A 22,747-nucleotide genomic window follows, 5' to 3' on the forward strand; every position below is an offset into this window, starting at 1 on the left:
ATTCAGTGCATCACAACCCTGTTCCGGCCGTTGCTTTTTGCAGCGTACAGATTACTGTCGGCACGACCAAACAGGGATTCGCCTGTATCGTCAGACATGACCTCAGCCACACCGATAGAGACCGTGATGTGTACCGGGCGACTCTGAAAATTGAACGGGCTCTGCTCAACAGCCTTGCGTACTTTCTCGGCCGCCTGGTGGGCGGATTTCCCACCGGTCGACGGCATCAGGATGACAAACTCTTCGCCGCCGAAGCGAGCAACAAAATCGACTCCGCGCAGGCTGCTGCGCAGCACTTTCGCCATCAGCCGCAAAACCTTATCGCCCGCCAAATGACCATACTGGTCGTTAATACCCTTGAAAAAGTCGATATCGGCAACACAGAGCGCAAAGGGTGTACCGTAGCGCTGATAGCGTGCCAGTTCATTCACAAGTTGCTGGTCATAGGCAAACCTGTTCGCCAACCCCGTGAGCGGATCGGTGCGTGACTTCATATGTGCCTCTTCAGCACTTCTGCGGAACCCGGCCGCCTTCTGCTCCATTTCGTCCAGGCGGCTCATCAACCCCTGTCGCTCCCGCTTCAGTTCGGCAATATGCTGATCTTCCGCCCTTCGGTGAGTGTTCACCGCTTTTATCAGGCTTGCCAGCTGAGTGCTGACAGCCGTTTTCAGCTCATCAATATCACTGCTCAGCTTCACCGTCTGACTGATTTTCTGAACATCATGCCGTACCGTCTGGTCCAGCAGGTTGTTGCGTTGAAGCTGTACAGTGTCAGCCGTCTCCGCCTTGTCCAGAAAGCTGCGCAGATAGGCCAGCTGTTCACTCAGACCCACAAGGTACGCCTGAATATCCGCTCCGACGTTGCCGCCACAGGCACGAGCCAATACTGAAACCTCTTCAAGGCACTGCTCCAGCTCTTCCGAACCGGGCCCTGCCTCCAGACGGCTGATCAGCTCATGGGTACGCGCTCGATGCTGGGCGGGCACATTGAACAGCTGTATCAGTTCCAGCAACCGTTGCGCCATACGACTGCTGATCACGTCGCCCGGCTGTGCCAGATCATCAGCACTGACTGTATCGGAATCAGAGTAAGCATTCTGCCGCTGAAAAGTCAGGAGCGTATCAATCAACCCCGGTAACTGCTGCATGTTGTCGGCCGTGCCGGCGAGCTTTTGCCTCACCTCAACCAGCGTCCCTGCCTGGCTTTCAGCCGTGCCCTGCAACAGCAGCACCCATTCATCGATGCGTTTAATCAGTTGCCGGGCCTGTTGCGCCCGGGTTTCATCCAGCAGGCGCACATGCTTTTCAGTTTTGCGCAGCAGGTCTGGCACTGCATCCAGCTTGCCTGCCTGCAATTCGGCCACCAGCGACGCCAGCAGCTGGTCAAGCGTGGCCGATTGGCCATGCACCGCAAGGTCTAGCTGAATGGCCAGATTGCGAAGACATTCAGCCGCCTGAGCGTGTTGCTGCTCGTGTTGTTCCACCTCAAGCGCCAGCGCTCTGTATTTGCCTCGCCAGTCGACCTTGTCTGTCATCGGTAAATCTCCATATTATCTGAGGCGGAACAGTTCAAATCAGGCGCTCGCAAGCAGTTTCAAAAGTGCAGCAGCCGATGCATCCGAAGACGCCGGATTTTGCCCCGTCACCAGCAGACCGTCCACCACTACATGGCACTCCCAGTCGTTAGCACGCTCATAACGACCGCCATTGCCCTTGAGCATATCCTCAACCAGAAACGGCACGATATCCGTCAACTGAACCGCCGCTTCTTCTGAATTGCTGAAACCGGTCACCGTTTTGCCCTTTACCAAGGGCGCACCATCAGTTCCGGTCACGTGTCGCAATACGGCCGGTGCATGACATACCGCGCCGATCGGTTTCTTCTGCTCAGCGAACGCCATGATCAGGTTGATGGAGTCCGAATCTTCAGCCAGATCCCACAACGGGCCGTGACCACCCGGGTAAAAGATGGCGTCAAAGTCTCCGGCACTCACCTGTGACAGGGGGATGGTATTGGCCAGCGCCTGTTTCGCTTTGCTGTCCTGATTAAAGCGCTCGGTTGCAGCCGTCTGCGCATCGGGCACTGTGCTGTTCGGGTCGACCGGGGGCTGACCACCCTTGGGGGATGCCAGTGTGATATCTGCTCCGGCATCGCGAAACACGTAGTAGGGCGCGGCGAACTCTTCCAGCCAGAACCCTGTCTTGTGCCCTGTGTCACCCATCTTGTCGTGTGAAGTAAGCACCATCAGTATGTTCATTTCGACCTCCTGTTTTGGTATGTCGGACCCATACGCTACAACGCACTATGCTGGATCCGACCCTGTGTGACAAACGCCCGTTTTGAAAAAAGGTAGCACTACTATGACCGGACGTTGATATCGGGTATTGGCTCACGTCACAACCGGCAATCGGAATACTCTATTTGACCGCACAACCTTCATGACATCAAATTGCGACAGCGGTATCCTTTACCAATATTCAAGAGAATGCAAAGGGCAGGGTTTCACAATGTTACAGGCAACACAGTCCCTAACCTTTCACCAGCAGCTGCGACAGGCAACACACGCGGCTCATGTGCGTCTGAATCACCACTCTCTTTTGAGTCAGATGACCCGGCCCACGCTCGATATTGAGACCTATACCCTCATTCTGCAGGCCTACTGGAGCTTTTATCAGACAGCGGAAACCCATATCCGCAACTGCCTTGCCAGTGGCATGGCCGACTTCAACTACAGCGACCGCTACAAGGCTGAATGGCTGACACAGGATCTTGCTCACTTCGGACTCACACCCGGCGTGGATGGCTGCTGCCCTTTCACGGTTGACCTTGCCATGCCAAGGAACAGATCCGAGCTGGTGGGAATGATGTACCCGCTGGAGGGATCAACCCTGGGCGGTCGCGTCATCAGCCGGCATCTGATGCATAACCTGGGTATCAACGACGCCAATGGCGGGCGCTTTTTCAGCGGCTACGGTCACAATATCGAACAGCTGTGGACGCTGTTCATCCAATTCGCAGAGCGTTCACCACAATCCAGACAGGAGCGTACACAAGCCTGCGATTACGCCATTTATCTTTTTGAAACACTTGAGGCATTTCTCGATGCCCATGTCTCCTGATTGCAGCAACAACTTTGGGCGATTATCTTTTGACACACCATGAAGCGGGATGAAATGAGTGATCGTTGCCTGTCCAGTGTTACAATAATTGCCAGTTAGTTACTGGTGTGATCCATGAAGACAGAAAGACTCAGCGCTCAAAACCCCGTCCACCTGCAACGCGCCGGCGAACTGCTGCTGGCTGGCGAGCTGGTCGCCGTGCCGACAGAGACGGTATACGGGCTTGCTGCCGATGCCTCAAACCCTGAGGCGGTGGCAAAGATTTTTGCCGCCAAACGGCGCCCGACCAACCATCCGCTGATTACGCACATTGCCTCACCGGATCAGTTACCGCGCTGGGTTAAAACCATCCCGGACTGGGTCGCTCCTCTGACAGCAGCGTTCTGGCCTGGCCCATTGACCCTGATTTTTGATCGCCACCCGGATGTCTCGGACGTCATTACCGGCGGCCTGCCGACGATCGGAGTGCGTATGCCCGATCACCCAGTGCTGCTGTCATTGCTGCAACGCTTCGATATTGCGGTCGCTGCTCCGTCGGCCAACCCGTATCAGAAGCTCAGCCCTACCAGTGCCGAACAGGTACTGGCCAGCATGGATGGCATGATTGCCGCCGTACTCGATGGCGGCCCCTGTGGCATCGGTACGGAATCAACCATTCTGCGCGTGGGTGAACACAGCGCAGACATTCTGCGCAGCGGCCCCATCTCGGCTGACATGCTCCAGCGCTATCTGCAGGTCCCGGTCCACACGCCGCGTAGCCATGAGCACGCCGTCTCCGGTAACAAGAAAATTCACTATCAGCCCAATGCCCGCATCACCCTTTGCACAGCCGATGAAATAACGGCTCTGGCTGCATCTGCAGATGCCCACTCAGGCGCACTGGTGTACTCACCCGCCCTGAGATCCCTGCCTTGCCATCATCTGAAAGTGATGCCGGCCGATCACCAAGGCTATCGGCAGGCACTGTATGCCGCTCTGTACGAAGCCGATTGTGACGGTGTAAGCCAGCTGTGGGTTGAAGCCCCCCCCCATGATCCCGCCTGGGCGGATATATGGGACCGCCTGAGCCGTGCCGCTGCCAACTGAGTCCAGTCATTGACTGGTGCGAACTGCTGCTTGAGCGGGATAGCGGGATCAGTGGTCAAAAAATCACGAAAAACATCCAGCTGCCATGGCACACCAGAACCACAACACTGAGACAGCGCCTTAGCCGCCGATAATCGCCGTTTTTCACCTGACTGTAGTCGTACGCCCACCAGAGCGCGTAGGCTACAAAAAGCAGCGCAAACGCGAACGCAACTGGCAACAGCAGAGCTACCCACCCCAGCAAACTGGGCAGCATGCACAGACAGAGCCGCCAGCTGTTGCTCCACTTTTCGTCTTGCAGTGCCACTCCCCAGTGAATCCCGCCCAGAAACGACAGGATTACCGAGCTGTATGGCAGGAAGTACGTAACTGCCCAAGGCTCATACATCAGTGCTGTTAACCCGACAAAGGGAATCAAACCGGACAAGCCAAGCAGGTAGGCTGTTTTGTTCATGGGTATGTTGTCAGTGTGTTGGTGTTTATACCGATACGACAGCTGCCGGATTTGGTTCACTCGGTCATGTGGAAGCCGTATTGTCACGTTGTGGGCTTCTTGCCACCCATCTTATGTTTCTAAGCCAGGACTGTAGCGTGCCGAACATATACAACAACATCCCCAGCCAGCTGCCTGAGGAGGTCTTTTCCAATCTGCTGAGCACGGGAACCATTCGCATTGAGCGCATTCTGTCCAAGGGACAGACCTCACCTGAAACCGGCTGGTATGATCAACATGAGCATGAGTGGGTGATCGTTCTGCAGGGGGCTGGAGAACTAACCTTTGCCAACGGTGACGTCGTCAGCCTGAAACCGGGCGACTATCTGAATATCCCTGCTCACACCCGCCACAGAGTAAGCTGGACTGACCCCATACAGGTCACCGTTTGGCTGGCCGTGTTTTACACATGATGACAAAGGCGCTTGAGCCCCGCCCCCAGCAGATCGAAATAGTCCCGAAAGGCTTGATGAACTCTTTGCCGCTGCTCACCTTGCGGAAACAGCCCCAGGCGAGCTTCTTTTGAAGAACGGGTCCCCTTGACCAGAAAGTGGTTGCAGATCGGCTGATCCTGCACAAACGTTTCGAAGGCGCGGGCGCACATCTCTTCCGGCAGGCTGTAGTACAGACTGTTCAACTGCTTGTCCATCGCCATGGATGCACGGCACAGCTCGCTGGGGCCTTCACCACTCGGGTCCAGCATGATCGCCTTGAAGCAGGCAAACAGGCGGTCATTCAACGGATGCGGCACCGGCGTAGCATCATGCAGCCAGGCCTTGGAAGCAAACACGCCTTTTGGCGCATCGCTGAAACACTTGTCGGCGAGATAATGATCCAGTGCGTGATACCACTCATGGCCAATGCTGCCGGGCCCTGCATTCTTGGCCAGTGAAAAGCAGCGGGTTGCCGGAGTATAGTGCGCCGCCACGCCGGGGCGACCACCGATGCCGTATTGAAAAGCCAGCGTACCGCGCAGGGAGATCAGCTGCTCCGGCCCGTTCAGGATCTCCATCAGATCACCCAAGGCATCATAGAAATGGGTCGCTGCCTGCTCGTTCTCGTCTCGCGTCACCCAGCGACCGATCTCGATGGAACGAAAATCATAGCGCTTGCGGATGTCGGCAAAATTGATGATTTCACCAAAGCGGTGCTCCGGGCCACGCCGATAGAAAGTACGACTGGAATTACGAGGTGCTGCCATCACATTACTTGCAAGAGACCTTTTTCATTAACCTGTATCATACCCTTTGGAACGGGATCGGTAGACACTCGACACCCAGACTCAATACCATCGTCTTAAGTTAAAGACACTTTATTGAAAGAGAGCCAAGGATCAGCATGGAGCGCGAGAAATTCAAACGCAATCTTACCGGACTGGAGCTGCGAGTTGGCACGCGCCTGCCCTGGTCTGTTTACAGTCCGCAAGGAACCCTGTTGCTGACCGAAGGCTCTCTGATCCGCAGCGAAAAACAGATTGAGCGGCTGCTCGGCGTCAAGGCACACTACTTCGTTTCCCCCAACCCCGCCATCTATGCCAATACAGTGAAGCAAAAGCCTGCCAGCCCGGACAGGGTCAGCAGCTTTGTCATTATTCATGCGTTGCTGGAGCGGCTGGAAGCCGCATTCAATCTGCGCCGCGAACAGGGTGCCGGCAGTGCGTTCATTCGCAAGATCATGCAGCTGGTTTTCGATATTCAGGGTACCTGCGAAGAAGCCGCTGACGCCATGCTGGGCACCGTTCAGCTCATCGTGGACGCACCACACGGGCTTGTGCATCCACTGCATATGGCACTGATGTGTGAGGTCGCCAGCTGCCGCATGGGCAAGGGACCACTGGAGCGCTTTCCGCTGGTCGCTGCCGCGCTGACCCATGATCTTGGCATGTACGAAGTGCAGCAACAGCTGTTCGAGCAGAATACACCTTTGACCGAACAGCAACGCCAGATCATTGATCAGCACCCGCAGCGTTCATATGAGCTGCTGCAGGAGCGTGGCGTGACCGAAGAACGCTGGCTGCTGCCGGTGCTGCATCACCACGAGCGGCTCGATGGCAGTGGCTACCCCACCGGGCTGACGGCTGATCAGATCAATGATGACGCTCGGTTGCTGGCCATTACCGATTGCTACTCAGCCATGATTCAACCCCGTGCCTACCGCGAACAGGTACTGCCTCGCGATGCCCTGCGCGAGATATTCCAACAGCGCGGCAAGACCATCGACGAGTCGCTGGCACGCCTGTTCATCGAAGTGATGGGATTATTTGCCCCCGGCACTCTCGTGCAGCTGAAAAGTGGCGAAATTGCACTGGTCACCGGACGCGGCCCAAGCCTGAACCAGCCGATGCTGGCGGTCATCACCAACTCACTGCAGGAACCACTGGACCAGCCCCAGACAGTGACACTGCAGGACAGCAAGGAAATCACCGCCATTGTGCGTATTCAGGATCACGCTCACCTGATCGCGGGACTTGGCAGACTATGGCCTACCATGACGCAAGTGCCATCTGCCTGAACCCTTGCGCTGCTCTGCGGTCATTGCTCTGCTACATTGACACAACAACTCCCCCACACAAATGAAGGACAACACCATGAACAGGACGCTTGCCGCTCTGGCTGTGGCCGCTATTGTCAGCGGTTGCGCAACACAGCCTCAGGACCCTATTCAGCAGATAGAACATTACAGTTGCGGCCCGTGGCAGGTAAGCATTGGTCCGGCAAGCGCCGCCGCCATGACAGACGAATCCGGGCGCAGCGTTCAGCTGCAACAGGCACCGTCCGGCTCGGGTGCACTCTACAAGGCCGACGAATCAACCTGGGTGCACGAAAAAGCCGGCGATATCAGCGTGAGCTATCAAGGTGCCCAGCTGCCCCAGTGCGAGCCATTGCTGACCAGCAAGGAGTGGATCGTTGAGGACATTGATGGCCAGGGCATTATCGACAGTTCACGCGCCAGCCTCAGTTTCGATGCTGATGGAAGGGTCAGTGGCTCAGCCAGCTGCAACCGCTTTTTTGCAGGCTACCGCCTGAATGGCCGCCAGCTTGAGATCAACCAGGCCGCCACCACCATGATGGCCTGCCCAGAAGCACTGATGCAGCAGGAGCGTCGTTTTCTGAATGCACTGGAAGCCTCTGAACAGCTTGAAATCGACGCCAGCGGTGCGCTGATTCTGTCAGGTAATGGGCACCGAATTCTGGCCCGTTGACCCCATACAGCCTTCCATGCCCTGCTTCATCAGGGCATGGCTTTCCTTTTCCCTCGCTCTTCCACTCTGCCGGCAACCGCAAACATTGATATGAGTCAAAACAAAAACATGTTTTAGATCATTAAGTATCCAGTTATGACCCAAAAAACCATCCACGCAACTGGTAATGGTTATTATTAATTATAAAAAATACATAATTTTCAAATAGTTATATATTAATAAAAATTGAAATAGATGCTTTCTAATATGATACATAACGTATTTTTTAATATTTGATTTATGTATCACGAGTGCTAAATTGCGTGGGTATTCAAACAACAAGAAACCCGATACAGAGGTAAGATCCATGCATGATAAACTCGCTAACACCATGGAATTTCCGCCGGAAACACCGCAGCCGAATATCTATCCGCTGCGCTGGGAAACCAAGTCTTCCAAAGTAGAAGAGATCTGGGATGCCTCTCTGCGCGAAGCCTGGAACCCGAAAGACCTGCCCTGGGACACCTTTGACGCCTCCAGCTACACCTGGGAAGAACGTGAAGCGATCGCCTACTGGTGGACCCTGCTCTCTGTATTTGATGCCTCTGCTCCGCCCGTGTTTGCAGAAGCCTTCATCAAGACCTACGAAGACCACGAAGAAGATGCCATCCGTCGCTGCTTCTTCTCCGTTACCCGTGACGAGCAGAACCATGAGCAGATGTGTGGCATGGTGATCACCAAAATGCTCGAATCCCCGAGCCCGCTGGAGTACGAGCCCAAGACTGAACTGGGTCGCCGTCTGCAGAAAAACGCGCGCTGGTTGTACTACAACGGTGGCCGTTACTGGAACGGTTACAAGAAAGCCGTACCCAAATACAATCTGGCGGTACTGTTCAGCTCCTTCCTGATGGGCGAAATCGCGGCCGCCACCATCTTTAAGCAGATGTCACAGAGCTGTGAAGAGCTGGTGTTCACTGAAGCGTTCAAGAACATCGGCCGTGACGAAGGCCGCCACATGGCGATCTGTCTGTCACTGATGGAGCGCGACTATCCGAAGCTCTCGCAGGAAGAGAAGTCGATCATCACCAAGCAGATCCGCGCCGGCTACCTGTTCCTGTCTGCCGTGCTGTTCGAGCCGCCGGCCGAGTTCTGGGATCTGCCGGAAGACTTCATCGACACTCAGCGTGAGGCGGAAGCCATTGCACGTGAAGCTGGCTTCGGCATCCCGACCTATGAAGACAAGCGCGAGAACTGGCGCAACGCCATGCTCAACCTGAAAGCGGTTCTGGACAAGTATGACACCCCGTTCCCGGCGATCCCTGAAGTGGACATCACTGGTGAGGAAGTCACTCAGGCTGACCTGGATTCAGCGGATATCATTCCGATCTTCTGATCCTGCCTGCCCGATGCTTGCTTTTACAGCCGCCCCGACCCGCTCGGGTCGGCTGTTTTCCGTTACCAATTTCTGCTGTTACAGGGCTGTCTGAACCACTCAGGGCCCGGAGGTGAGTATGACTACGATCCGTTTGTCCCCGTCCGGCAAAGAGGTTGAAGCCAAAACCGGCGAGACCGTGCTGGAAACCCTGGAAAATGCCGGTTATGCCCTGCCCAACAACTGCCGTGCCGGTGCCTGTGGCGAGTGCAAGGTGAAAGTACTCAACGGTGAGTTCGACCAGGGCATGGTGCTGGATATGGCTCTGTCTCAGGAAGAGCGCGCCGAGGGCTATGGCCTGATGTGCATGTGCAAGCCGCTCAGCGATACCCTTGAGATCGACTGGGGTACGGATGATGCCAAGCCAAAACTGTTCCCGCCGCGTGAAAACGTCCGCTGTGTGGTGGTGGACCGCATCGAGCGCACCCCGCGCATTGCCGAAGTCCGCCTGCGTCCGATTGGCGAGCCGATCCGTTTCTGGCCGGGCCAGTATGTCAGCCTGACCGATACCCAGAAGACGGTCACACCACGTTCCTATTCCATCGCCAACGCGCCGCGTCCCGATGGCGAGATCGTGCTGCAGATCACACGCGTGCCGGATGGCAAGACCAGCAACTGGGTTCACGATGAGGTCAAACCCGGCAGCATGGTCAACGTCTCTGGCCCCTATGGCACCTTTATTGGCGACCCCAGCACTGATGGCCCCGTGCTCTGCCTGGCCGCCGGTACTGGCCTTGCGCCGATCCTGAGCCTGGCAGATGCAGCCCTGCGCCGTGGCTTCAAGCAGCCGGTGCATCTGATGTTCTCGGCCCGCACTGAAGACGAGATCTATTGTCGTGGTCTGATGGAGCTGTGGAACGCACGTCATCGCCGTTTCAAGTTCATCCCGACCCTGACCCGGGAACAGAAAGAAGGGATGCAGCATGGTCGCATTCCTGACATCATCAAGGATCTTTATTCAGACCTGTCGAAACATGCGATCTACATCGCCGGCAGCCCGGAGTTTGTCGATGCCTGCATCGATGCAGTCAAGGCTCAGGGCGCTCAGGCCGAGATGATCCACACCGAAGGCTTCTTCGACCAGGCGCCGCCTGTGGCACCATCGAAAGCCCAGCTGGTCTGACACAAAGCGCTGCCGGAAATCAATCCGGCAGCCTCTGCCGCTTGTAATCATCGCCCTTTGTGCCTAACGTTGAACGGGTGTATCTGACAGCGGCGACAGCATGGAACCGGCAGATTTTCTCCCCCGTCATCGACTTCAATCCCTGTTTGATCACCTGTTGCAGCAGGGCTTTGAAATCCTTGCGCCACAGGTGCGCGACGGCGCCATTCTGTATCGCCCAACACAGCATGTTGATCAGCTGCCGCATGGTATTACCCAACAACAGACACCGGGCCAGTATCGATTGCAGCAGGGCAACTCGCCGCGCTGTTTCAGCTGGGCCAACGGCCCGCAGGCACTCAAGCCGCTGACCTTTACCCCGCGGGAGACACTCTGGCGCTCAGAACTGCAGCCCGATGGCAGCCTGCGCTTTCATGAAACCCCGGTCGTGACCCGTGCCACGGCGGTGATCGGCGTACGTGGCTGTGATCTGGCCGCACTGGCGCTGCAGGACCGCCATTTTCTGGAACGGATTGAAGACCCCTTCTACCGTCAGCGCCGCGACAGCCTGCTGCTGATTGCGGTGGACTGCTCGCACCCGGCCGACACCTGCTTTTGTGCCAGCACCGGTGATGGACCCGAAGCGCAGGCCGGATTTGATCTGGCCCTGACCGAGCTGGCCGAAGGCTATCAGGTGAGGGCCAACAGCGCGCGCGGAGAAGGCATCATGCGGGCGCTGCCACTGGTTGCGTCCGATGCCGCTCTGCGACAGGAGGCCACCGATCAGGCGCAGCGGGCGCGACAGCAGCAACGCGCCCTGCCTGACTTTGATCCTGCCGCATTAATCCAGCAGGGTGAACATCCAGCCTGGGACAAGGTCGCCGATGCCTGCCTCAGCTGTGGCAACTGTACCTCCGTTTGCCCCAGTTGTTTCTGTCACAGCGAGGCGGAAGCCCCGACGCTGGATGGCCAGCAATCGGAGCACCAGCGCCAGTGGGACTCCTGTTTCAGCGAAGGCCACAGCTACATTCACGGCCTGCATGTCCGACCGGATACCCGCAGCCGCTATAAACAGTGGTTGACGCACAAGTTCGGCAGCTGGGTGGAGCAGTATGGCCGCAGCGGCTGTACCGGCTGTGGTCGCTGCATCAGCTGGTGCCCGGTGGGGATCGACCCGCTGCAGGTACTCAGCGAGCTGGGCGAAGAGGTGAAATGATGCGCCATCAGCAGCTCCCCGCCAGTGCCAAAATCGTCAATCGAGTGCAGGAAACCGCCGATATTTTCACCCTGCAACTGCGCCCCGACGATCAGTCGGATCCGTCGCTGCTGACCATTCAGCCCGGCCAGTTCAACATGCTGGGTGTGTTCGGTGTCGGTGAAGTCCCAATCTCATTCAAGGCACTGACAACGGATACCTCCGGTACCCCCCTGCTTGAACACACCATTCGCGCGGTGGGCCGTGTCACACGGGCACTGTCGGCACTCAAGCCCGGCGACCGAATCGGCGTTCGCGGCCCCTTTGGGCATGGCTGGCCGCTGACCGAGGCACAGGCAAAGGATGTGTGTGTGATCACCGGCGGACTGGGCTGCGCCCCGGCGGTTTCGGTGATCGAGCATCTGTTTTCCAACCGTGCCGCTTTCGGCCGGGTTCATATCATTCAGGGGGTACGCCACTCTGACGATCTCATCTGGCGAACCCAGTACGAGGCCTGGGCGCGCCAGCCCGATACCGAGGTACAGCTGGCCGCGGACAGCGCCGCACCCGACTGGCCCTGGTTCAGCGGCAGAGTCACCGAACTGATCCAGCGCCTGTCACTGCAACCCGCACAGACCCGCGTCTACTGCTGTGGCCCTGAGCCGATGATGCGCGCCAGTGCCGAACAGCTGATCACTCAGGGCGTGGCCGAGGATGCGATCTGGCTCAGCCTTGAGCGCAATATGCAGTGCGCCACCGGCCACTGCGGCCACTGCCAGTTCGGCGCCGACTTCATCTGCCGCGATGGCCCGGTGTTCAATTATCCGCACATCCGTGACCGGCTTGGCCTGAAGGGGATATAGATGTGAGTAGACCCAGAGTTGCCGTGCACAAGTTCAGCTCCTGCGATGGCTGCCAGCTCGCGTTTCTGAATCTGGGCGAGTCGCTGCTTCAGTTGAGTGAGCAGGTGGATATTCTGCACTTTCTGGAAGCCGGTATGAGTGAGGCCGATGCTCAGGTGGATATCGCCTTCGTTGAGGGCAGCCTGTCCACGCCGGATGAGCTGGAGCGCATCAAACAGGTGCGCACCAACAGTCGATATCTGGTCAGCATCGGTGCCTGCGCCACCAGCGGTGGTCTGCAGGCCCTGCGCAATTTGGACGGTCGACATGATGAATGGCGTGATGCGATCTACGCCCGACCCGAGTTCATACAGACCCTGCAGGATGTGAAGCCGATCGCCTCCGTGGTAGACGTGGACCTGGAGTTGTGGGGTTGCCCGGTCAGCAGTACGCAGATAGTGGCAGCCGTGCGCTCGCTGCTGTTTGGCGTCGCACCGGTGGATGATCGTGACCGGGTCTGTCTGGAGTGCAAACGCCAACAGGCCGTGTGCGTGATGGTTACCGAGGGCAAACCCTGTATGGGCCCGGTGACGCGCACCGGCTGCGGGGCGCTCTGCCCGCGCTTTGGCCGCGACTGTTACGGCTGCTACGGCCCTTCCGAAACGGCACAGACCGACACACTGGCGCGCCGGTTTGCAGGTCTCGGACTGATGCCGGACGCCATTGCCCGCCGTTTTCTGCTGATCAACTCCCAGGCCCCCGCATTTTTGCAAACGGGCCGGGTTTTCTGGCACTCGGGGCAGGAGGCTGATGATGACTGAACGCCGTATCCGCATCGATGTACCCGCCCTGACGCGGGTCGAAGGTGAAGGCTCGCTGCGGCTTGAAGTCGTTGATGGCCAACTGGTTGAACTGGGCCTGTCGATCTTTGAGCCGCCACGCTATTTCGAGAAGTTTCTGGAAGGGCGCGATGCCCATGAAGTCGTGGATATTGTGGCCCGCATCTGCGGCATCTGCCCCATCGCCTATCAGGTCAGTGCCCTGAATGCGCTTGAGTCACTTGCCACAGAGCCCCTGCCCCACTGGGTGCAAAAACTGCGCCGGCTTTTCTACTGTGGCGAATGGCTGCAAAATCACGCCCTGCATATTCACCTGTTGGCCCTGCCCGACTTTCTGGGCTTCGACTCCGCCATCGCCATGGCCGAGCAACACCCGGAGACCGTTCGGCGCGGCATGCAACTGCAGGCGCTGGGCAATGAGCTGATCCGGTTGCTGGGGGGCCGTTCGGTGCACCCCGTTGGCGCCCGAATCGGTGGCTTCCACCGCGCTCCGGAGCCGGAGCAGATCGAGCCACTGCTGGACAAGCTGCGACAGGCTCAGCCTCTGGCCCGCGACCTGACCGCGTTCTGCGCAGGGCTGGAATTGCCGGATGACCCGCAGGACTTTATCAGCATCGCCCTGACCCACCCGGACCGTTATGCCATTGAGTGCGGTCGGTTGATCACCAGTACCGGGCTCGGTCTTGGGGTTGAGGAGTTTGAGCAGCACTTCCACGAACACCACAAGCCGGACTCCACCGCTCTCTGGTCTGATCTGAACGGCGAGCCCTATCTCACCGGTCCATTGGCTCGGTTGAATCTCAATCACCAACAGCTGCCGCCACGAGTACAACAAAGTCTGGCTGCAACCGGCCTTCAGCTGCCCAGCAACAACATGTTCCACAGCCTGATCGCCCGTGCACTGGAGATCGAGCTGGTGATTCACGAGGCGATCGACATTTTGCAGGCTTACCAATACCCGACCGACACCGGCCCGCAGCCGAAACTGAGTGCCGGTGTTTGCTTCGGCATGAGCGAAGCACCGCGCGGCCTGCTCTGGCACCGTTATGAAGTCGGCCACGACCAACTGATAAAGGCGGCCCGCATCGTGCCGCCCACCAGCCAGAATCAGGCCCGCATTGAAGCAGACCTGCACCGCTCACTGATCGCATTCGGGCTGAACCGGGACGAAGAAGCACTGAGGCTGAGGGCCGAACAGGTGATTCGTAATTATGATCCCTGCATCTCCTGCGCCACGCATTTTCTCAAGCTGGACGTAATCCGATCGTGAGTGGATGGCAGGTGATCGGCATCGGCTCCCCTTTCGGGGATGACCGCGCCGGCTGGGCAGTGATTGAACAGCTTGAGCAGTGGACACTGCCAGCCGATGTCTCTCTGCTGAAACTCGACCGACCGGGTCCCGCCCTGCTGGACTGGCTCAACAGGGATACGAATACGGTGCTGATCGATGCGGTGCAGACCTCAAATCACCCCTGCGGCCACTGGATGGAGCTGAGCCTTGGGCAACTGGACCACTCAAACGATCTGTCGAGTCACGGCTTTGGCCTGGCGCAGACTCTGGCACTGGCCCGCGCACTGGGCCAACTGCCGCAACAGTACCGTCTGATCGGCTTCTGCATCCCACCGGGCGCCAGCACCCCCGCCCAGTCAGACCTGTCGGTAGCCGCTGCGGCTGGGATCACACGGCTGACCGCTTGGCTGGCTCAGCAACTTGAAGCCACATCAGCACAGTCTCAAACCGCAACCGGCAGTGGCGGAGTCGGGTCGATCGGGTCATCATCCCGCTCGGACCGTTCACGCAGGTAATGCTCAATTGCCGCCGATACCCGTTGGCTCAGCCCCTGCAGTCCGGTATTGCCGAACAGGCGGTTGAACTCCAGCAGGTAGGGGTAGCCATCCACCATCGCCACATCAAACCCGGCATGGTCGATCTCCAGTTGCTGTGCCACGCGCAACACCAGATCCACCGCTGCCTGTGGCAGTGGCGTTTCGATATCAACGGTACCGCCCTGTGACAGGTTGTTGTGAAAGCCATCATGACCCTGGCAGCGCCAGAAACCGGCCACCAGCTTGCCGCCCACCACAATGATGCGCAGGTCACGATCAATCGGCAGTTGCTCCTGCACGTAGATCACCGGTGTCTTCGCCAGATAGGCATTCCAGTCGGCCCGGTTCTCGATCAGAAACACCCCCTGTCCCATGCTGCTTTTCGGAATCTTGGCAACAAAGGGCAACGGCATCTGATCCCACACCCGCTCGGCAGTCTGCGGGTCATTGGGCTCAATCAACGTCCAGGGAATATTGCCGGCGGCCACCATCTGGAAGGCACGGGTCATCTCAACCTTGTCATGGCCGATCAAATAGGTAGAGAGGCTGGGGAAGATCTTCTTGTTGAGACCAAACACCAGCGCATTGACCTGCCAGTATTCGGGAAACAGCACCCAGTCTGCCGCTTCAACCCGTTCGCGCTCGCGGAACAGGTGCTCGGGTTTGATGTAGTGGACATCAGGCAGGTGAAGGGTTCGGAACGCATCAAAGGATACGCATTTCATTTATGGTGAACCGGTGAGTTGAAAGTCGCGGATAATAATCCGCTTCTGCAGCGGCGCAAAGCATTTTTTGCTGGATTTTTGAACCGAAAATCGGTGCCGCTTTTCGGGCATGTCAGCAGGGTGAATTCACCCGGCAGAGAGTGTAAGCTGTGTTACATTCCGTTTGATATCAGGAGCGTTCACATGTCGGCCCAGCGCAATCACCTCGACTTTTTTGCCATCAGCATCATGTTGATGCTGTGTACCATCTGGGGCTTTCAGCAGGTCGCGCTCAAGCTGGCGGCGGACGATATCGTACCGACCCTGCAGATCGGCCTGCGCTCCGCATTTGCAGCCAGTGTTCTGTTCCTGCTGATGTTGCGCAGCGAAGGCCGTAACGTCTTCGCCGATGGTACCGTCAAGGCGGGTATCCTCGTAGGTACCATGTTTGCCGTCGAGTTCCTGTTTGTGGGGCTGGGCCTTGAATATACCAGCGCGTCACACATGGTGGTGTTTCTCTACACCTCCCCCATCTTTACCGCGCTGGGAATGCACTTTGTTCACGCCGACGAGCGCCTGAGCCGCATCCAGTGGAGCGGTATCGGCCTTGCCTTTCTGGGGGTCTGCATTGCATTTCTGGGGCCAGCCAGCACCGGCCAGCAAACCACGCTGCTGGGCGATTTCTATGCCCTGCTTGCGGGTGCGGTCTGGGGCTTTACCACCGTCGCCATTCGCCGCTCCAAACTGTCTGAAGCGCCTGCGGTCAAGACATTGTTCTACCAGATGGCTGCCGCTTCGATTCTGCTGATCGGCATGGCGTTTGCGCTGGGCCGCGGCGAGATGAACTGGACCACCGAAACCAGCATCAACATGGCTTTTCAGGCCGTGGTGATCGCCTTTGCCAGCTACCTGACCTGGTTCTGGCTGCTGCGCCGCTACCTGGCCTCACGCATGGCCACTTTCACCTTCATTACACCGCTGATCGGCGTGCTGTTCGGCGTGCTGATTCTGGGCGAAACCCTGAGTGTGCAGTTCATCATCGGCGGCCTGCTGGTGCTGACCGGTATCTTCCTGGTCAGCGCCAAGGACCTGCTCAACCGGCGCCGGGCAAAGCGGGTGCAGGAAGCGCTGGATTCATAGCGGCGTGGTGATGTTACACGCCTGACACGGCAAAAAACCCCGTAAACGCCAGGATGATTCCTCATCCCTTGTGCGCTTACGGGGCCGCAGCCAAGCCTTATGCGATCATGAATTCATCAAAGAATGCACTCAATTCCGCATGAGCGTTAAGTGGCAGGATAGTGGCGATATGCTGATCCGGTCGAACCACAACCATGCAGCCGCTGTCGCGATCGATACCGCGCTGCTCGAAAATATCGTGGCTGGCGTCGGTCTGGAACACCTTCTCATAGTCCCTCAGCCCATATTTGCCCTTGGCAGGCCAAAGGTAGTGCGGCAGCGCCTCTATAGCCAGATCCTGCTGCTGGAACACGGCATAGACATCAATCACCGAATCAATGTCCGCTCCGGCAGGCGTATATTTCTTGACCGGCGATGACTCTGCGTTTTCGAGAAACCGTACCAACTTGCCGGTCTCTGAAGCGGTATCTCGCGGATCCTGCCTGTTGCCGAACACGAATACGCGCCAACGACCGTCCGCTTTGTTCAGATGCCCAAGATGAACCGGGCAGCCATCGGCCACGCGAACCGCTTCGGCTGAATGGAAACGCTGGCCGATAGGAAAGCCGGTCGCCAGTCCCTGATGTTCGTGACCGGTACACAGATATGACTCATCGTAGCCAATCGATGTCCCGGCGATAAAGCCGTTCTGTCTGGCGATGAACTTCTCAATATCGGCCGTGCTGGTCTTCCTGGCCTGCCCCTCTGCCTTGTCTGCACTCGGACGCGTGGCCACCAGGGCTGACATTTCCCGGTCGGCATTGATCAGCATCTGCGCCACTTTGCGGCGTTCTGTGACATAGGTCTGCAGCAGTTTCGGATCGGATTTGCCCTGCAGTACCGCCGCCAGCTTCCAGCCCAGATTGAAGGTATCCGGCAGTGACGTATTCAGCCCCCACCCGCCCTTGGGACTATGCGTATGACAGGCATCACCGGCGACAAAGGCGCGGGGAATCAGACCAGCCGGATTGCCTACCGGGGTGTTATCGAATCGCTCGGCAACACGCTGTCCCACTTCGTAGATTGACCACCAGCCCACTTCCTTAACATCCAGCTTGTACGGATGCAGGATCAGTTGCGCCTTGGCGACGAGGTCCTCAGCCGTCAATTCAAGCTGCGATGCCCTTTGATTCTTCTCCAGAAGTCCCAGCTCTACGTAGAGTCGAACCAGATATCCCCCTTCGCGAGGAACGATCATCACCGCACCGTTTTCCCTGGACTGGATAAAGGTTTTGACGCGAATATCAGGAAAATCGGTGACCGGCAGCACGTCCATCACGCCCCAGGCCTTGTTGGCAGAGTCACCCTGCAGCTCGATACCCAGGTTTTGGCGCACGGCACTGCGGGCACCATCAGTACCGACCACATAGCGTGCCTTGATGGTTTCAACCCTGGACGACTGCTCGGCATCGACACGCTCAAACGTCGCCGTAATCGGGTAAGCAGTCAGATCCTGGGTGAGACTTTCATCCACCTGCAGTTCAAGCAGGCGACGGCTGTAGTGCGGCACCAGATGGGTAACCGATTGTTCCATGCCCTCCAGCAGCAGCTCGTGCAAACGGGCCTGGTTGACAACACCATGGACAAACTCGGACAACCCGAGGCGAGCATCCGGCACCTTGTGCGTACGCTTGATGTTTTCAGGATGATCGACATCAGGTTCCCAAAAAGCGTTCTGGCGCAGCTGGTAACACTCCTTCACCAGCATTTCACTGCTGTTGAAGGCTTCCATGATCTCCATGGTGCGACAGGAAATGCCATCGGCCTGTCCAAACAGCATGGGACCGGATTTCTGTTCAACGATGCAGGTCTTGATATCAGGGAATTCGGATAGCTGACGCGCCAGCGCCAACCCTGCAGGGCCACAGCCAACAATCAGGACATCCACTTCCTTCGGCAGGTCCACAATGGGAGGCGGAGCAACCGGCTCACGCGCTGCATCAGGAATCTGATAGTTGCCGGGTTTGAAACCGTTGAGATGGTATTGCATCACACAATCCTCTTATGCTTATTAGCAGGGCTACTATGACTTTAGCCTGTCTTTTGCGTTTGTTGACTGTGTGAAGACTAGAGGATTGGCTTTATGAGCCTGTCACCCAAAAATGGGGACAGGCAAACATTTGGGCTATCAGCTGCCGGTGTCCAGCTCCAGCCGCGCCTTGTCCACCAGATCGGTTGGCAACTCTTTCTGTACCGATACGCCCAACTCCTTGAACTCCGCCGCCTGCTTGATCAGGTTGCCTCGTCCCGAGTAGAGCTGAGCAAAGGCGCGTTCATAACTGATACGGGCACCATCCAGTTTTTTGCCCACATCCTGCATGCTGGTGAGAAAGCTGTTCAGCTTGTTGTAGAACCGTTCCGCCCGATCAGCCAGCTCGGCAGTGTGCTTGCTCTGATCCTCAAAGCGCCACAACTGACGCACAATATTGAGGCTGGTCAGCAGCGTGGTCGGCGTCGCCACCAGCACATTCTGCTCCAGCGCCCGCTGGTAGAGGGTTTCATCGGCCTTGAGTGCCTCTACATAGGCCGACTCCACCGGGATGAACATGATGACGATCTCGGGTGAATTCAGCCCCGGCAGGCGGTCATAGCGGCGCTCGGCCAGCTCCTTGATACGATCAGCCACGGCGCGGGCGTGCTCGCGCAGCGCCTGCTTGCGCTCCAGCTCAGCATCGGCATTCACATAACGGGTATAGGCCGCCAGCGAGGTTTTGGCGTCGATGATCAGGTGCTTGTCACCGGGCAGATAGACGATCGCATCCGGGCGCTGGCGTCCGTCTTCACCGTTGAAGCTCACCTCGCGCCGGTAGTCGATGCCCGCCCTGAGGCCCGCATTATCCAGCACGTTTTCCAGCATCAACTCACCCCAGTTGCCCTGTACCTTTTTCTGCCCCTGCAGGGCGGTGGTGAGCTTTTCGGCCTGTTCGGTAATGGCACGGTTGAGTTGCTGCAGGTTCTGCAATTCAGTTCTTAACTGGATGCGCTGTTCGGTCTCGTGCAGGTGAATATGCTCCACCTTTTCACGAAAGCCTTTCATCTCGCTTTGAATCGGGCTCAGCAGGTGGTTAAGGCTCTGCTGGCTCATCTCGGTAAACGCCTTACCCTTGCGCTCCAGAATCTCACTGGCCAGCTGTTCAAATTCCTTTTTCAGTTGTTCACGGCTTGATTCCAGCTGCTGCAACTGCTGGCGGAAATGGCGCTCCTGCTCTTCACGCCGGGTGGTCAATGCACTGTGTTCGGACTGCAGTTGCTGCAACTGCTGCTGCAGGGCCTGATAACGGCTTTTCTCCTCCTGCCACCACTGGGCGTACTGTTGCTCGGCCTGCTGACGCTCATCGTGCTGTGCCTGCAGCCGGCTCAGTTCCACCTGCAACTTTAGCTGCTCCTGCTGCTGCAACTGGGTCTGATCACGCAGCATGTCGCTTTCGTCCTGCAGCTGTTCCAGCTGGAGTTGCAGCTGAGCTACGAGCTGGCGCTCACGCTGCAGCTGAAGCGAGCTACGCCAACTCACCAGCGCCCAGATCAGCAGCGCAGCAGCCAATGAGGAAAGGATCGCCGGAAGCAGAGTTTCAACAGGCATGGCAGGTCTCGTCCGTATGGGTTTTCAACATGTTAGCAAAGCCGGGCCGGTTTCTCTCGCACTCCATGCACCACGCCATGCAGCAGAGGTTTGCGATACACTAGCGCTTTTAGCCAGCCCGAGAACCACAATGCAGCCTGTAATTCTGGCCGGTGGCAGTGGCAGCCGTCTTTGGCCCCTGTCGCGCCAGCACCATCCCAAACAGTTTCTCAACCTTGGCGCTGAAGAGAGCCTGTTGCAGCAGTGCCTGCAGCGTGCCGCCCATATCAGCCCAATGCCGGCGCTGCTGATCGGCCGTGAAGAGCACCGTTTCCTGCTGGCGCAACAGTTGCAGGAAACCGGGCTGAGTGGCCGCATCGTGCTGGAGCCCGAGGGCCGTAACACAGCGGCCAGCTTGGTGCTGGCGGCTCTGGATGCGATCGATCGCGGTCAACCTGAGCAATTGCTGCTGGCCCTGCCGGCTGATCAATTGATCGACCCCGTTGCGGCGCTCAAACAGGCGATCAACACCGCTCAATCCGCTGCCGAGTCCGGCCAGATCTGCCTGTTCGGGATACCGCCGGACCACCCTGCCACAGGTTACGGCTATATTTTGCCAGACCGAACACAGCCGGGGCCGGTACGCCGTTTTGTTGAAAAGCCGAGCGCCGATCGGGCGGCTGCTCTGATCAAGCAGGGCGCCCTGTGGAACTCGGGCCTGCTGCTGGCCCGTGCGGATACGCTGGTGAATGCGCTGGAGCCCCTGCAGCCTGAACTGGTATTGGCCTGTCGCAACGCATGGCAACAACGCAGTACCGATCTGGACTTTATCCGTGTGGGCGACCAACCTTTTCGCGACTGCCCCGCCATCTCCATCGATCACGCTCTGCTGGAGCATGCCGCCATCTGTCACCTCACGGCACTGAAGGCACGCTGGCAGGATCTGGGCAGCTGGGCGGCCATTGAGCAACAGCTGCCGCCCGCCACCGATGGTTGCCGTGCGCAAGGCAACATCACCCGGTTGCATTGCCGTAATACCCTGTTCATGGGAGGGGATCGCCTGATTGCGGCATTGGGGCTGAACAACCTGCTGGTAGTCGACACACCGGACGCCCTGCTGTTGGCCGACAAGGCCTACGCCGAGGAGATGAAACAGTTGATCACGGCTCTGGAACAACATCAGCACCCCGAGCTGATCAACCACCCGCGGGTGCATCGCCCCTGGGGATTTTATGAACACCTGATTGACGGCCCCGGCTTCAGGGTCAAATTGATCAGTGTCAGCCCCGGTTCTGCGCTGTCATTACAGCGTCATCGCCACAGGTCGGAGCATTGGGTTGTGCTCAGTGGCCGTGCCAGCATCACGCGGGATGATGAGCAGATTGCATTGCGTGCCAACCAGTCCATCGCCATTGCGCAAGGACAGCTGCACCGGCTGGCCAATACGGAAACGGAACCCCTTCTGATTCTCGAGGTCCAGTCAGGCAGCGTACTGGATGAAGCCGATATCGAACGGCTGGATGATCGTTATGGCCGCCACTGAGCTCGGCTATCCAAAATCCAATTACACGGCAGGCGCGTAATCACACTATGGAGGACAAACACATGATGCAGCTGAAACATCTGTTGATCATCCTATTGCTGCCACTGCTTGCCGCCTGTGCCAACAACAACGACTGGCGCAGTGCCAGCCGTGCCAGCGCAGGAATTGCACCAGACCCGCAGACAACACCCGAGCCGGTGATTCAGGTCTATGCCGCCGATGCCTGGGGCTGGCGGGGCATTTTTGCGGTCCATACCTGGATTGCACTCAAGCCACGTAATGCAGACCAATACACCGTGTATGAAGTGGTCGGCTGGCGAGAGCGGCGCGGCCTGCCGGTGCTGCGCATCGAACAGGATACACCTGACCGCCACTGGTTCGGCGCCGAGCCTGAGTTGATTCTGGATCGTCGCGGTGAAGGCGTGGATGAATTGATCGCACAGATCGAGAGCACCGCACAAGACTACCCCTGGAAACATGAATACCGGGTCTTCCCCGGTCCCAACAGCAATACCTTTCCGGCCTGGATTGCGCAAAAGGTACCCAAACTGGAGTTGAAACTGCCTTTCCGAGCCATCGGTTCAGGCTGGGCAGATTAGACATCGATTTGGGGGTGTGGGCATCTGTCTGCCAGACTGACGTTAT

The 22,747-nt window shown here is 57.8% G+C and carries 22 protein-coding genes; 15 read left to right on the forward strand and 7 right to left on the reverse strand.

Translation table 11 applies throughout. From position 1 onward, the window contains the following. Positions 1–2 precede the first annotated feature (2 nt). Positions 3–1,535: a sensor domain-containing diguanylate cyclase gene (locus ABIE60_RS00810; protein WP_354466982.1), complete on the reverse strand. Its 1,533-nt coding sequence runs from the start codon at positions 1,533–1,535 to the stop codon at positions 3–5. Positions 1,536–1,574: 39 nt separating this feature from the next. After that, positions 1,575–2,258 carry a type 1 glutamine amidotransferase domain-containing protein gene (locus ABIE60_RS00815; protein ID WP_354466984.1) on the reverse strand — a complete coding sequence of 228 codons (684 nt, stop codon included), beginning with the start codon at positions 2,256–2,258 and terminating at the stop codon, positions 1,575–1,577. A 250-nt stretch (positions 2,259–2,508) separates the two neighbouring features. Between ABIE60_RS00815 and ABIE60_RS00820 the strand changes: the two genes are divergently transcribed. Both ABIE60_RS00820 and ABIE60_RS00825 read left to right on the forward strand, forming a co-directional pair. Further along, complete coding sequence (locus ABIE60_RS00820) at positions 2,509–3,120, forward strand: biliverdin-producing heme oxygenase (protein WP_354466985.1); 612 nt, start codon at positions 2,509–2,511, stop codon at positions 3,118–3,120. 114 nt (positions 3,121–3,234) lie between these two features. Then, on the forward strand, positions 3,235–4,206 hold the full coding sequence (locus tag ABIE60_RS00825; protein ID WP_354466986.1) for an L-threonylcarbamoyladenylate synthase: 972 nt from the start codon (positions 3,235–3,237) through the stop codon (positions 4,204–4,206). Positions 4,207–4,261: 55 nt separating this feature from the next. On the opposite strand, the gene ABIE60_RS00830 is transcribed toward ABIE60_RS00825, so the two are convergent. Then, positions 4,262–4,660 carry a DUF3429 domain-containing protein gene (locus ABIE60_RS00830; protein WP_354466987.1) on the reverse strand — a complete coding sequence of 133 codons (399 nt, stop codon included), beginning with the start codon at positions 4,658–4,660 and terminating at the stop codon, positions 4,262–4,264. Between the two features lie 137 nt (positions 4,661–4,797). On the opposite strand from ABIE60_RS00830, the gene ABIE60_RS00835 reads away from it, so the two are divergent. After that, a complete protein-coding gene (locus ABIE60_RS00835) occupies positions 4,798–5,112 on the forward strand; it encodes a cupin domain-containing protein (protein WP_354466988.1) in 315 nt (104 codons plus the stop codon). On the opposite strand, the gene ABIE60_RS00840 is transcribed toward ABIE60_RS00835, so the two are convergent. Further along, complete coding sequence (locus ABIE60_RS00840; RefSeq protein WP_354466990.1) at positions 5,103–5,900, reverse strand: CLCA_X family protein; 798 nt, start codon at positions 5,898–5,900, stop codon at positions 5,103–5,105. The two genes, ABIE60_RS00835 and ABIE60_RS00840, sit on opposite strands and share 10 nt — an antisense overlap. Positions 5,901–6,037: 137 nt before the next feature. On the opposite strand from ABIE60_RS00840, the gene ABIE60_RS00845 reads away from it, so the two are divergent. The 9 genes from ABIE60_RS00845 (at position 6,038) to ABIE60_RS00885 (ending at position 15,096) form a co-directional block, all read left to right on the forward strand. After that, on the forward strand, positions 6,038–7,210 hold the full coding sequence (locus ABIE60_RS00845; protein WP_354466992.1) for an HD-GYP domain-containing protein: 1,173 nt from the start codon (positions 6,038–6,040) through the stop codon (positions 7,208–7,210). A 76-nt stretch (positions 7,211–7,286) separates the two neighbouring features. After that, positions 7,287–7,901: an META domain-containing protein gene (locus ABIE60_RS00850; protein ID WP_354466993.1), complete on the forward strand. Its 615-nt coding sequence runs from the start codon at positions 7,287–7,289 to the stop codon at positions 7,899–7,901. Positions 7,902–8,247: 346 nt separating this feature from the next. Further along, on the forward strand, positions 8,248–9,273 hold the full coding sequence (locus tag ABIE60_RS00855; protein WP_354466994.1) for a hypothetical protein: 1,026 nt from the start codon (positions 8,248–8,250) through the stop codon (positions 9,271–9,273). Between the two features lie 118 nt (positions 9,274–9,391). Further along, on the forward strand, positions 9,392–10,435 hold the full coding sequence (locus ABIE60_RS00860; protein WP_354466996.1) for a 2Fe-2S iron-sulfur cluster-binding protein: 1,044 nt from the start codon (positions 9,392–9,394) through the stop codon (positions 10,433–10,435). Positions 10,436–10,535: 100 nt separating this feature from the next. Beyond that, complete coding sequence (locus ABIE60_RS00865; RefSeq protein WP_354466997.1) at positions 10,536–11,630, forward strand: 4Fe-4S dicluster domain-containing protein; 1,095 nt, start codon at positions 10,536–10,538, stop codon at positions 11,628–11,630. Beyond that, positions 11,627–12,472: an FAD/NAD(P)-binding protein gene (locus ABIE60_RS00870; protein WP_354466999.1), complete on the forward strand. Its 846-nt coding sequence runs from the start codon at positions 11,627–11,629 to the stop codon at positions 12,470–12,472. The genes ABIE60_RS00865 and ABIE60_RS00870 overlap by 4 nt, the downstream gene beginning before the upstream one ends. A gap of 2 nt (positions 12,473–12,474) precedes the next feature. Further along, on the forward strand, positions 12,475–13,272 hold the full coding sequence (locus ABIE60_RS00875; protein WP_354467001.1) for an NADH-quinone oxidoreductase subunit B family protein: 798 nt from the start codon (positions 12,475–12,477) through the stop codon (positions 13,270–13,272). Further along, positions 13,265–14,560: a Ni/Fe hydrogenase subunit alpha gene (locus ABIE60_RS00880; RefSeq protein ID WP_354467003.1), complete on the forward strand. Its 1,296-nt coding sequence runs from the start codon at positions 13,265–13,267 to the stop codon at positions 14,558–14,560. Before ABIE60_RS00875 ends, ABIE60_RS00880 begins: the two co-directional genes overlap by 8 nt. Then, entirely contained in the window at positions 14,557–15,096 is a 540-nt protein-coding gene (locus ABIE60_RS00885) for a hydrogenase maturation protease (protein WP_354467005.1), read from the forward strand. The genes ABIE60_RS00880 and ABIE60_RS00885 overlap by 4 nt, the downstream gene beginning before the upstream one ends. Here ABIE60_RS00885 and ABIE60_RS00890 read toward each other — a convergent pair. After that, complete coding sequence (locus tag ABIE60_RS00890; protein ID WP_354467007.1) at positions 15,024–15,842, reverse strand: ATP-grasp domain-containing protein; 819 nt, start codon at positions 15,840–15,842, stop codon at positions 15,024–15,026. The two genes, ABIE60_RS00885 and ABIE60_RS00890, sit on opposite strands and share 73 nt — an antisense overlap. 183 nt (positions 15,843–16,025) lie before the next feature. On the opposite strand from ABIE60_RS00890, the gene ABIE60_RS00895 reads away from it, so the two are divergent. Continuing rightward, a complete protein-coding gene (locus tag ABIE60_RS00895; RefSeq protein WP_354467008.1) occupies positions 16,026–16,961 on the forward strand; it encodes a DMT family transporter in 936 nt (311 codons plus the stop codon). A 97-nt stretch (positions 16,962–17,058) separates the two neighbouring features. Here ABIE60_RS00895 and ABIE60_RS00900 read toward each other — a convergent pair whose 3' ends face one another. Then, positions 17,059–18,990: an FAD-dependent monooxygenase gene (locus tag ABIE60_RS00900; protein ID WP_354467009.1), complete on the reverse strand. Its 1,932-nt coding sequence runs from the start codon at positions 18,988–18,990 to the stop codon at positions 17,059–17,061. A 138-nt stretch (positions 18,991–19,128) separates the two neighbouring features. Beyond that, positions 19,129–20,580, reverse strand: a complete 1,452-nt coding sequence (locus ABIE60_RS00905; RefSeq protein WP_354467011.1) for a DNA recombination protein RmuC — start codon at positions 20,578–20,580, stop codon at positions 19,129–19,131. A 130-nt stretch (positions 20,581–20,710) separates the two neighbouring features. Here ABIE60_RS00905 and ABIE60_RS00910 point away from each other — a divergent pair, with 130 nt between their 5' ends. Beyond that, positions 20,711–22,102, forward strand: a complete 1,392-nt coding sequence (locus ABIE60_RS00910; protein ID WP_354467012.1) for a mannose-1-phosphate guanylyltransferase/mannose-6-phosphate isomerase — start codon at positions 20,711–20,713, stop codon at positions 22,100–22,102. A 62-nt stretch (positions 22,103–22,164) separates the two neighbouring features. Continuing rightward, a complete protein-coding gene (locus ABIE60_RS00915) occupies positions 22,165–22,701 on the forward strand; it encodes a DUF3750 domain-containing protein (protein WP_354467013.1) in 537 nt (178 codons plus the stop codon). Positions 22,702–22,747: the final 46 nt, after the last annotated feature.

Origin of the sequence: Marinobacterium sp. MBR-109, from assembly GCF_040547565.1 — a bacterium.
In the GTDB taxonomy this organism is placed as follows: Bacteria; Pseudomonadota; Gammaproteobacteria; order Pseudomonadales; family Balneatricaceae; genus Marinobacterium.

What these genes read in the sequence shown, in the direction of transcription:
- ABIE60_RS00900 (WP_354467009.1), bottom strand. Translation starts at nt 18,990, where the DNA reads ATGCAATACCATCTCAACGGTTTCAAACCCGGCAACTATCAGATTCCT.
- ABIE60_RS00860 (WP_354466996.1), top strand. Translation starts at nt 9,392, where the DNA reads ATGACTACGATCCGTTTGTCCCCGTCCGGCAAAGAGGTTGAAGCCAAA.
- ABIE60_RS00870 (WP_354466999.1), top strand. Translation starts at nt 11,627, where the DNA reads ATGATGCGCCATCAGCAGCTCCCCGCCAGTGCCAAAATCGTCAATCGA.
- ABIE60_RS00890 (WP_354467007.1), bottom strand. Translation starts at nt 15,842, where the DNA reads ATGAAATGCGTATCCTTTGATGCGTTCCGAACCCTTCACCTGCCTGAT.
- ABIE60_RS00855 (WP_354466994.1), top strand. Translation starts at nt 8,248, where the DNA reads ATGCATGATAAACTCGCTAACACCATGGAATTTCCGCCGGAAACACCG.
- ABIE60_RS00850 (WP_354466993.1), top strand. Translation starts at nt 7,287, where the DNA reads ATGAACAGGACGCTTGCCGCTCTGGCTGTGGCCGCTATTGTCAGCGGT.
- ABIE60_RS00915 (WP_354467013.1), top strand. Translation starts at nt 22,165, where the DNA reads ATGATGCAGCTGAAACATCTGTTGATCATCCTATTGCTGCCACTGCTT.
- ABIE60_RS00820 (WP_354466985.1), top strand. Translation starts at nt 2,509, where the DNA reads ATGTTACAGGCAACACAGTCCCTAACCTTTCACCAGCAGCTGCGACAG.
- ABIE60_RS00865 (WP_354466997.1), top strand. Translation starts at nt 10,536, where the DNA reads ATGGAACCGGCAGATTTTCTCCCCCGTCATCGACTTCAATCCCTGTTT.
- ABIE60_RS00810 (WP_354466982.1), bottom strand. Translation starts at nt 1,535, where the DNA reads ATGACAGACAAGGTCGACTGGCGAGGCAAATACAGAGCGCTGGCGCTT.
- ABIE60_RS00840 (WP_354466990.1), bottom strand. Translation starts at nt 5,900, where the DNA reads ATGGCAGCACCTCGTAATTCCAGTCGTACTTTCTATCGGCGTGGCCCG.
- ABIE60_RS00825 (WP_354466986.1), top strand. Translation starts at nt 3,235, where the DNA reads ATGAAGACAGAAAGACTCAGCGCTCAAAACCCCGTCCACCTGCAACGC.
- ABIE60_RS00905 (WP_354467011.1), bottom strand. Translation starts at nt 20,580, where the DNA reads ATGCCTGTTGAAACTCTGCTTCCGGCGATCCTTTCCTCATTGGCTGCT.
- ABIE60_RS00830 (WP_354466987.1), bottom strand. Translation starts at nt 4,660, where the DNA reads ATGAACAAAACAGCCTACCTGCTTGGCTTGTCCGGTTTGATTCCCTTT.
- ABIE60_RS00845 (WP_354466992.1), top strand. Translation starts at nt 6,038, where the DNA reads ATGGAGCGCGAGAAATTCAAACGCAATCTTACCGGACTGGAGCTGCGA.
- ABIE60_RS00815 (WP_354466984.1), bottom strand. Translation starts at nt 2,258, where the DNA reads ATGAACATACTGATGGTGCTTACTTCACACGACAAGATGGGTGACACA.
- ABIE60_RS00910 (WP_354467012.1), top strand. Translation starts at nt 20,711, where the DNA reads ATGCAGCCTGTAATTCTGGCCGGTGGCAGTGGCAGCCGTCTTTGGCCC.
- ABIE60_RS00895 (WP_354467008.1), top strand. Translation starts at nt 16,026, where the DNA reads ATGTCGGCCCAGCGCAATCACCTCGACTTTTTTGCCATCAGCATCATG.
- ABIE60_RS00880 (WP_354467003.1), top strand. Translation starts at nt 13,265, where the DNA reads ATGACTGAACGCCGTATCCGCATCGATGTACCCGCCCTGACGCGGGTC.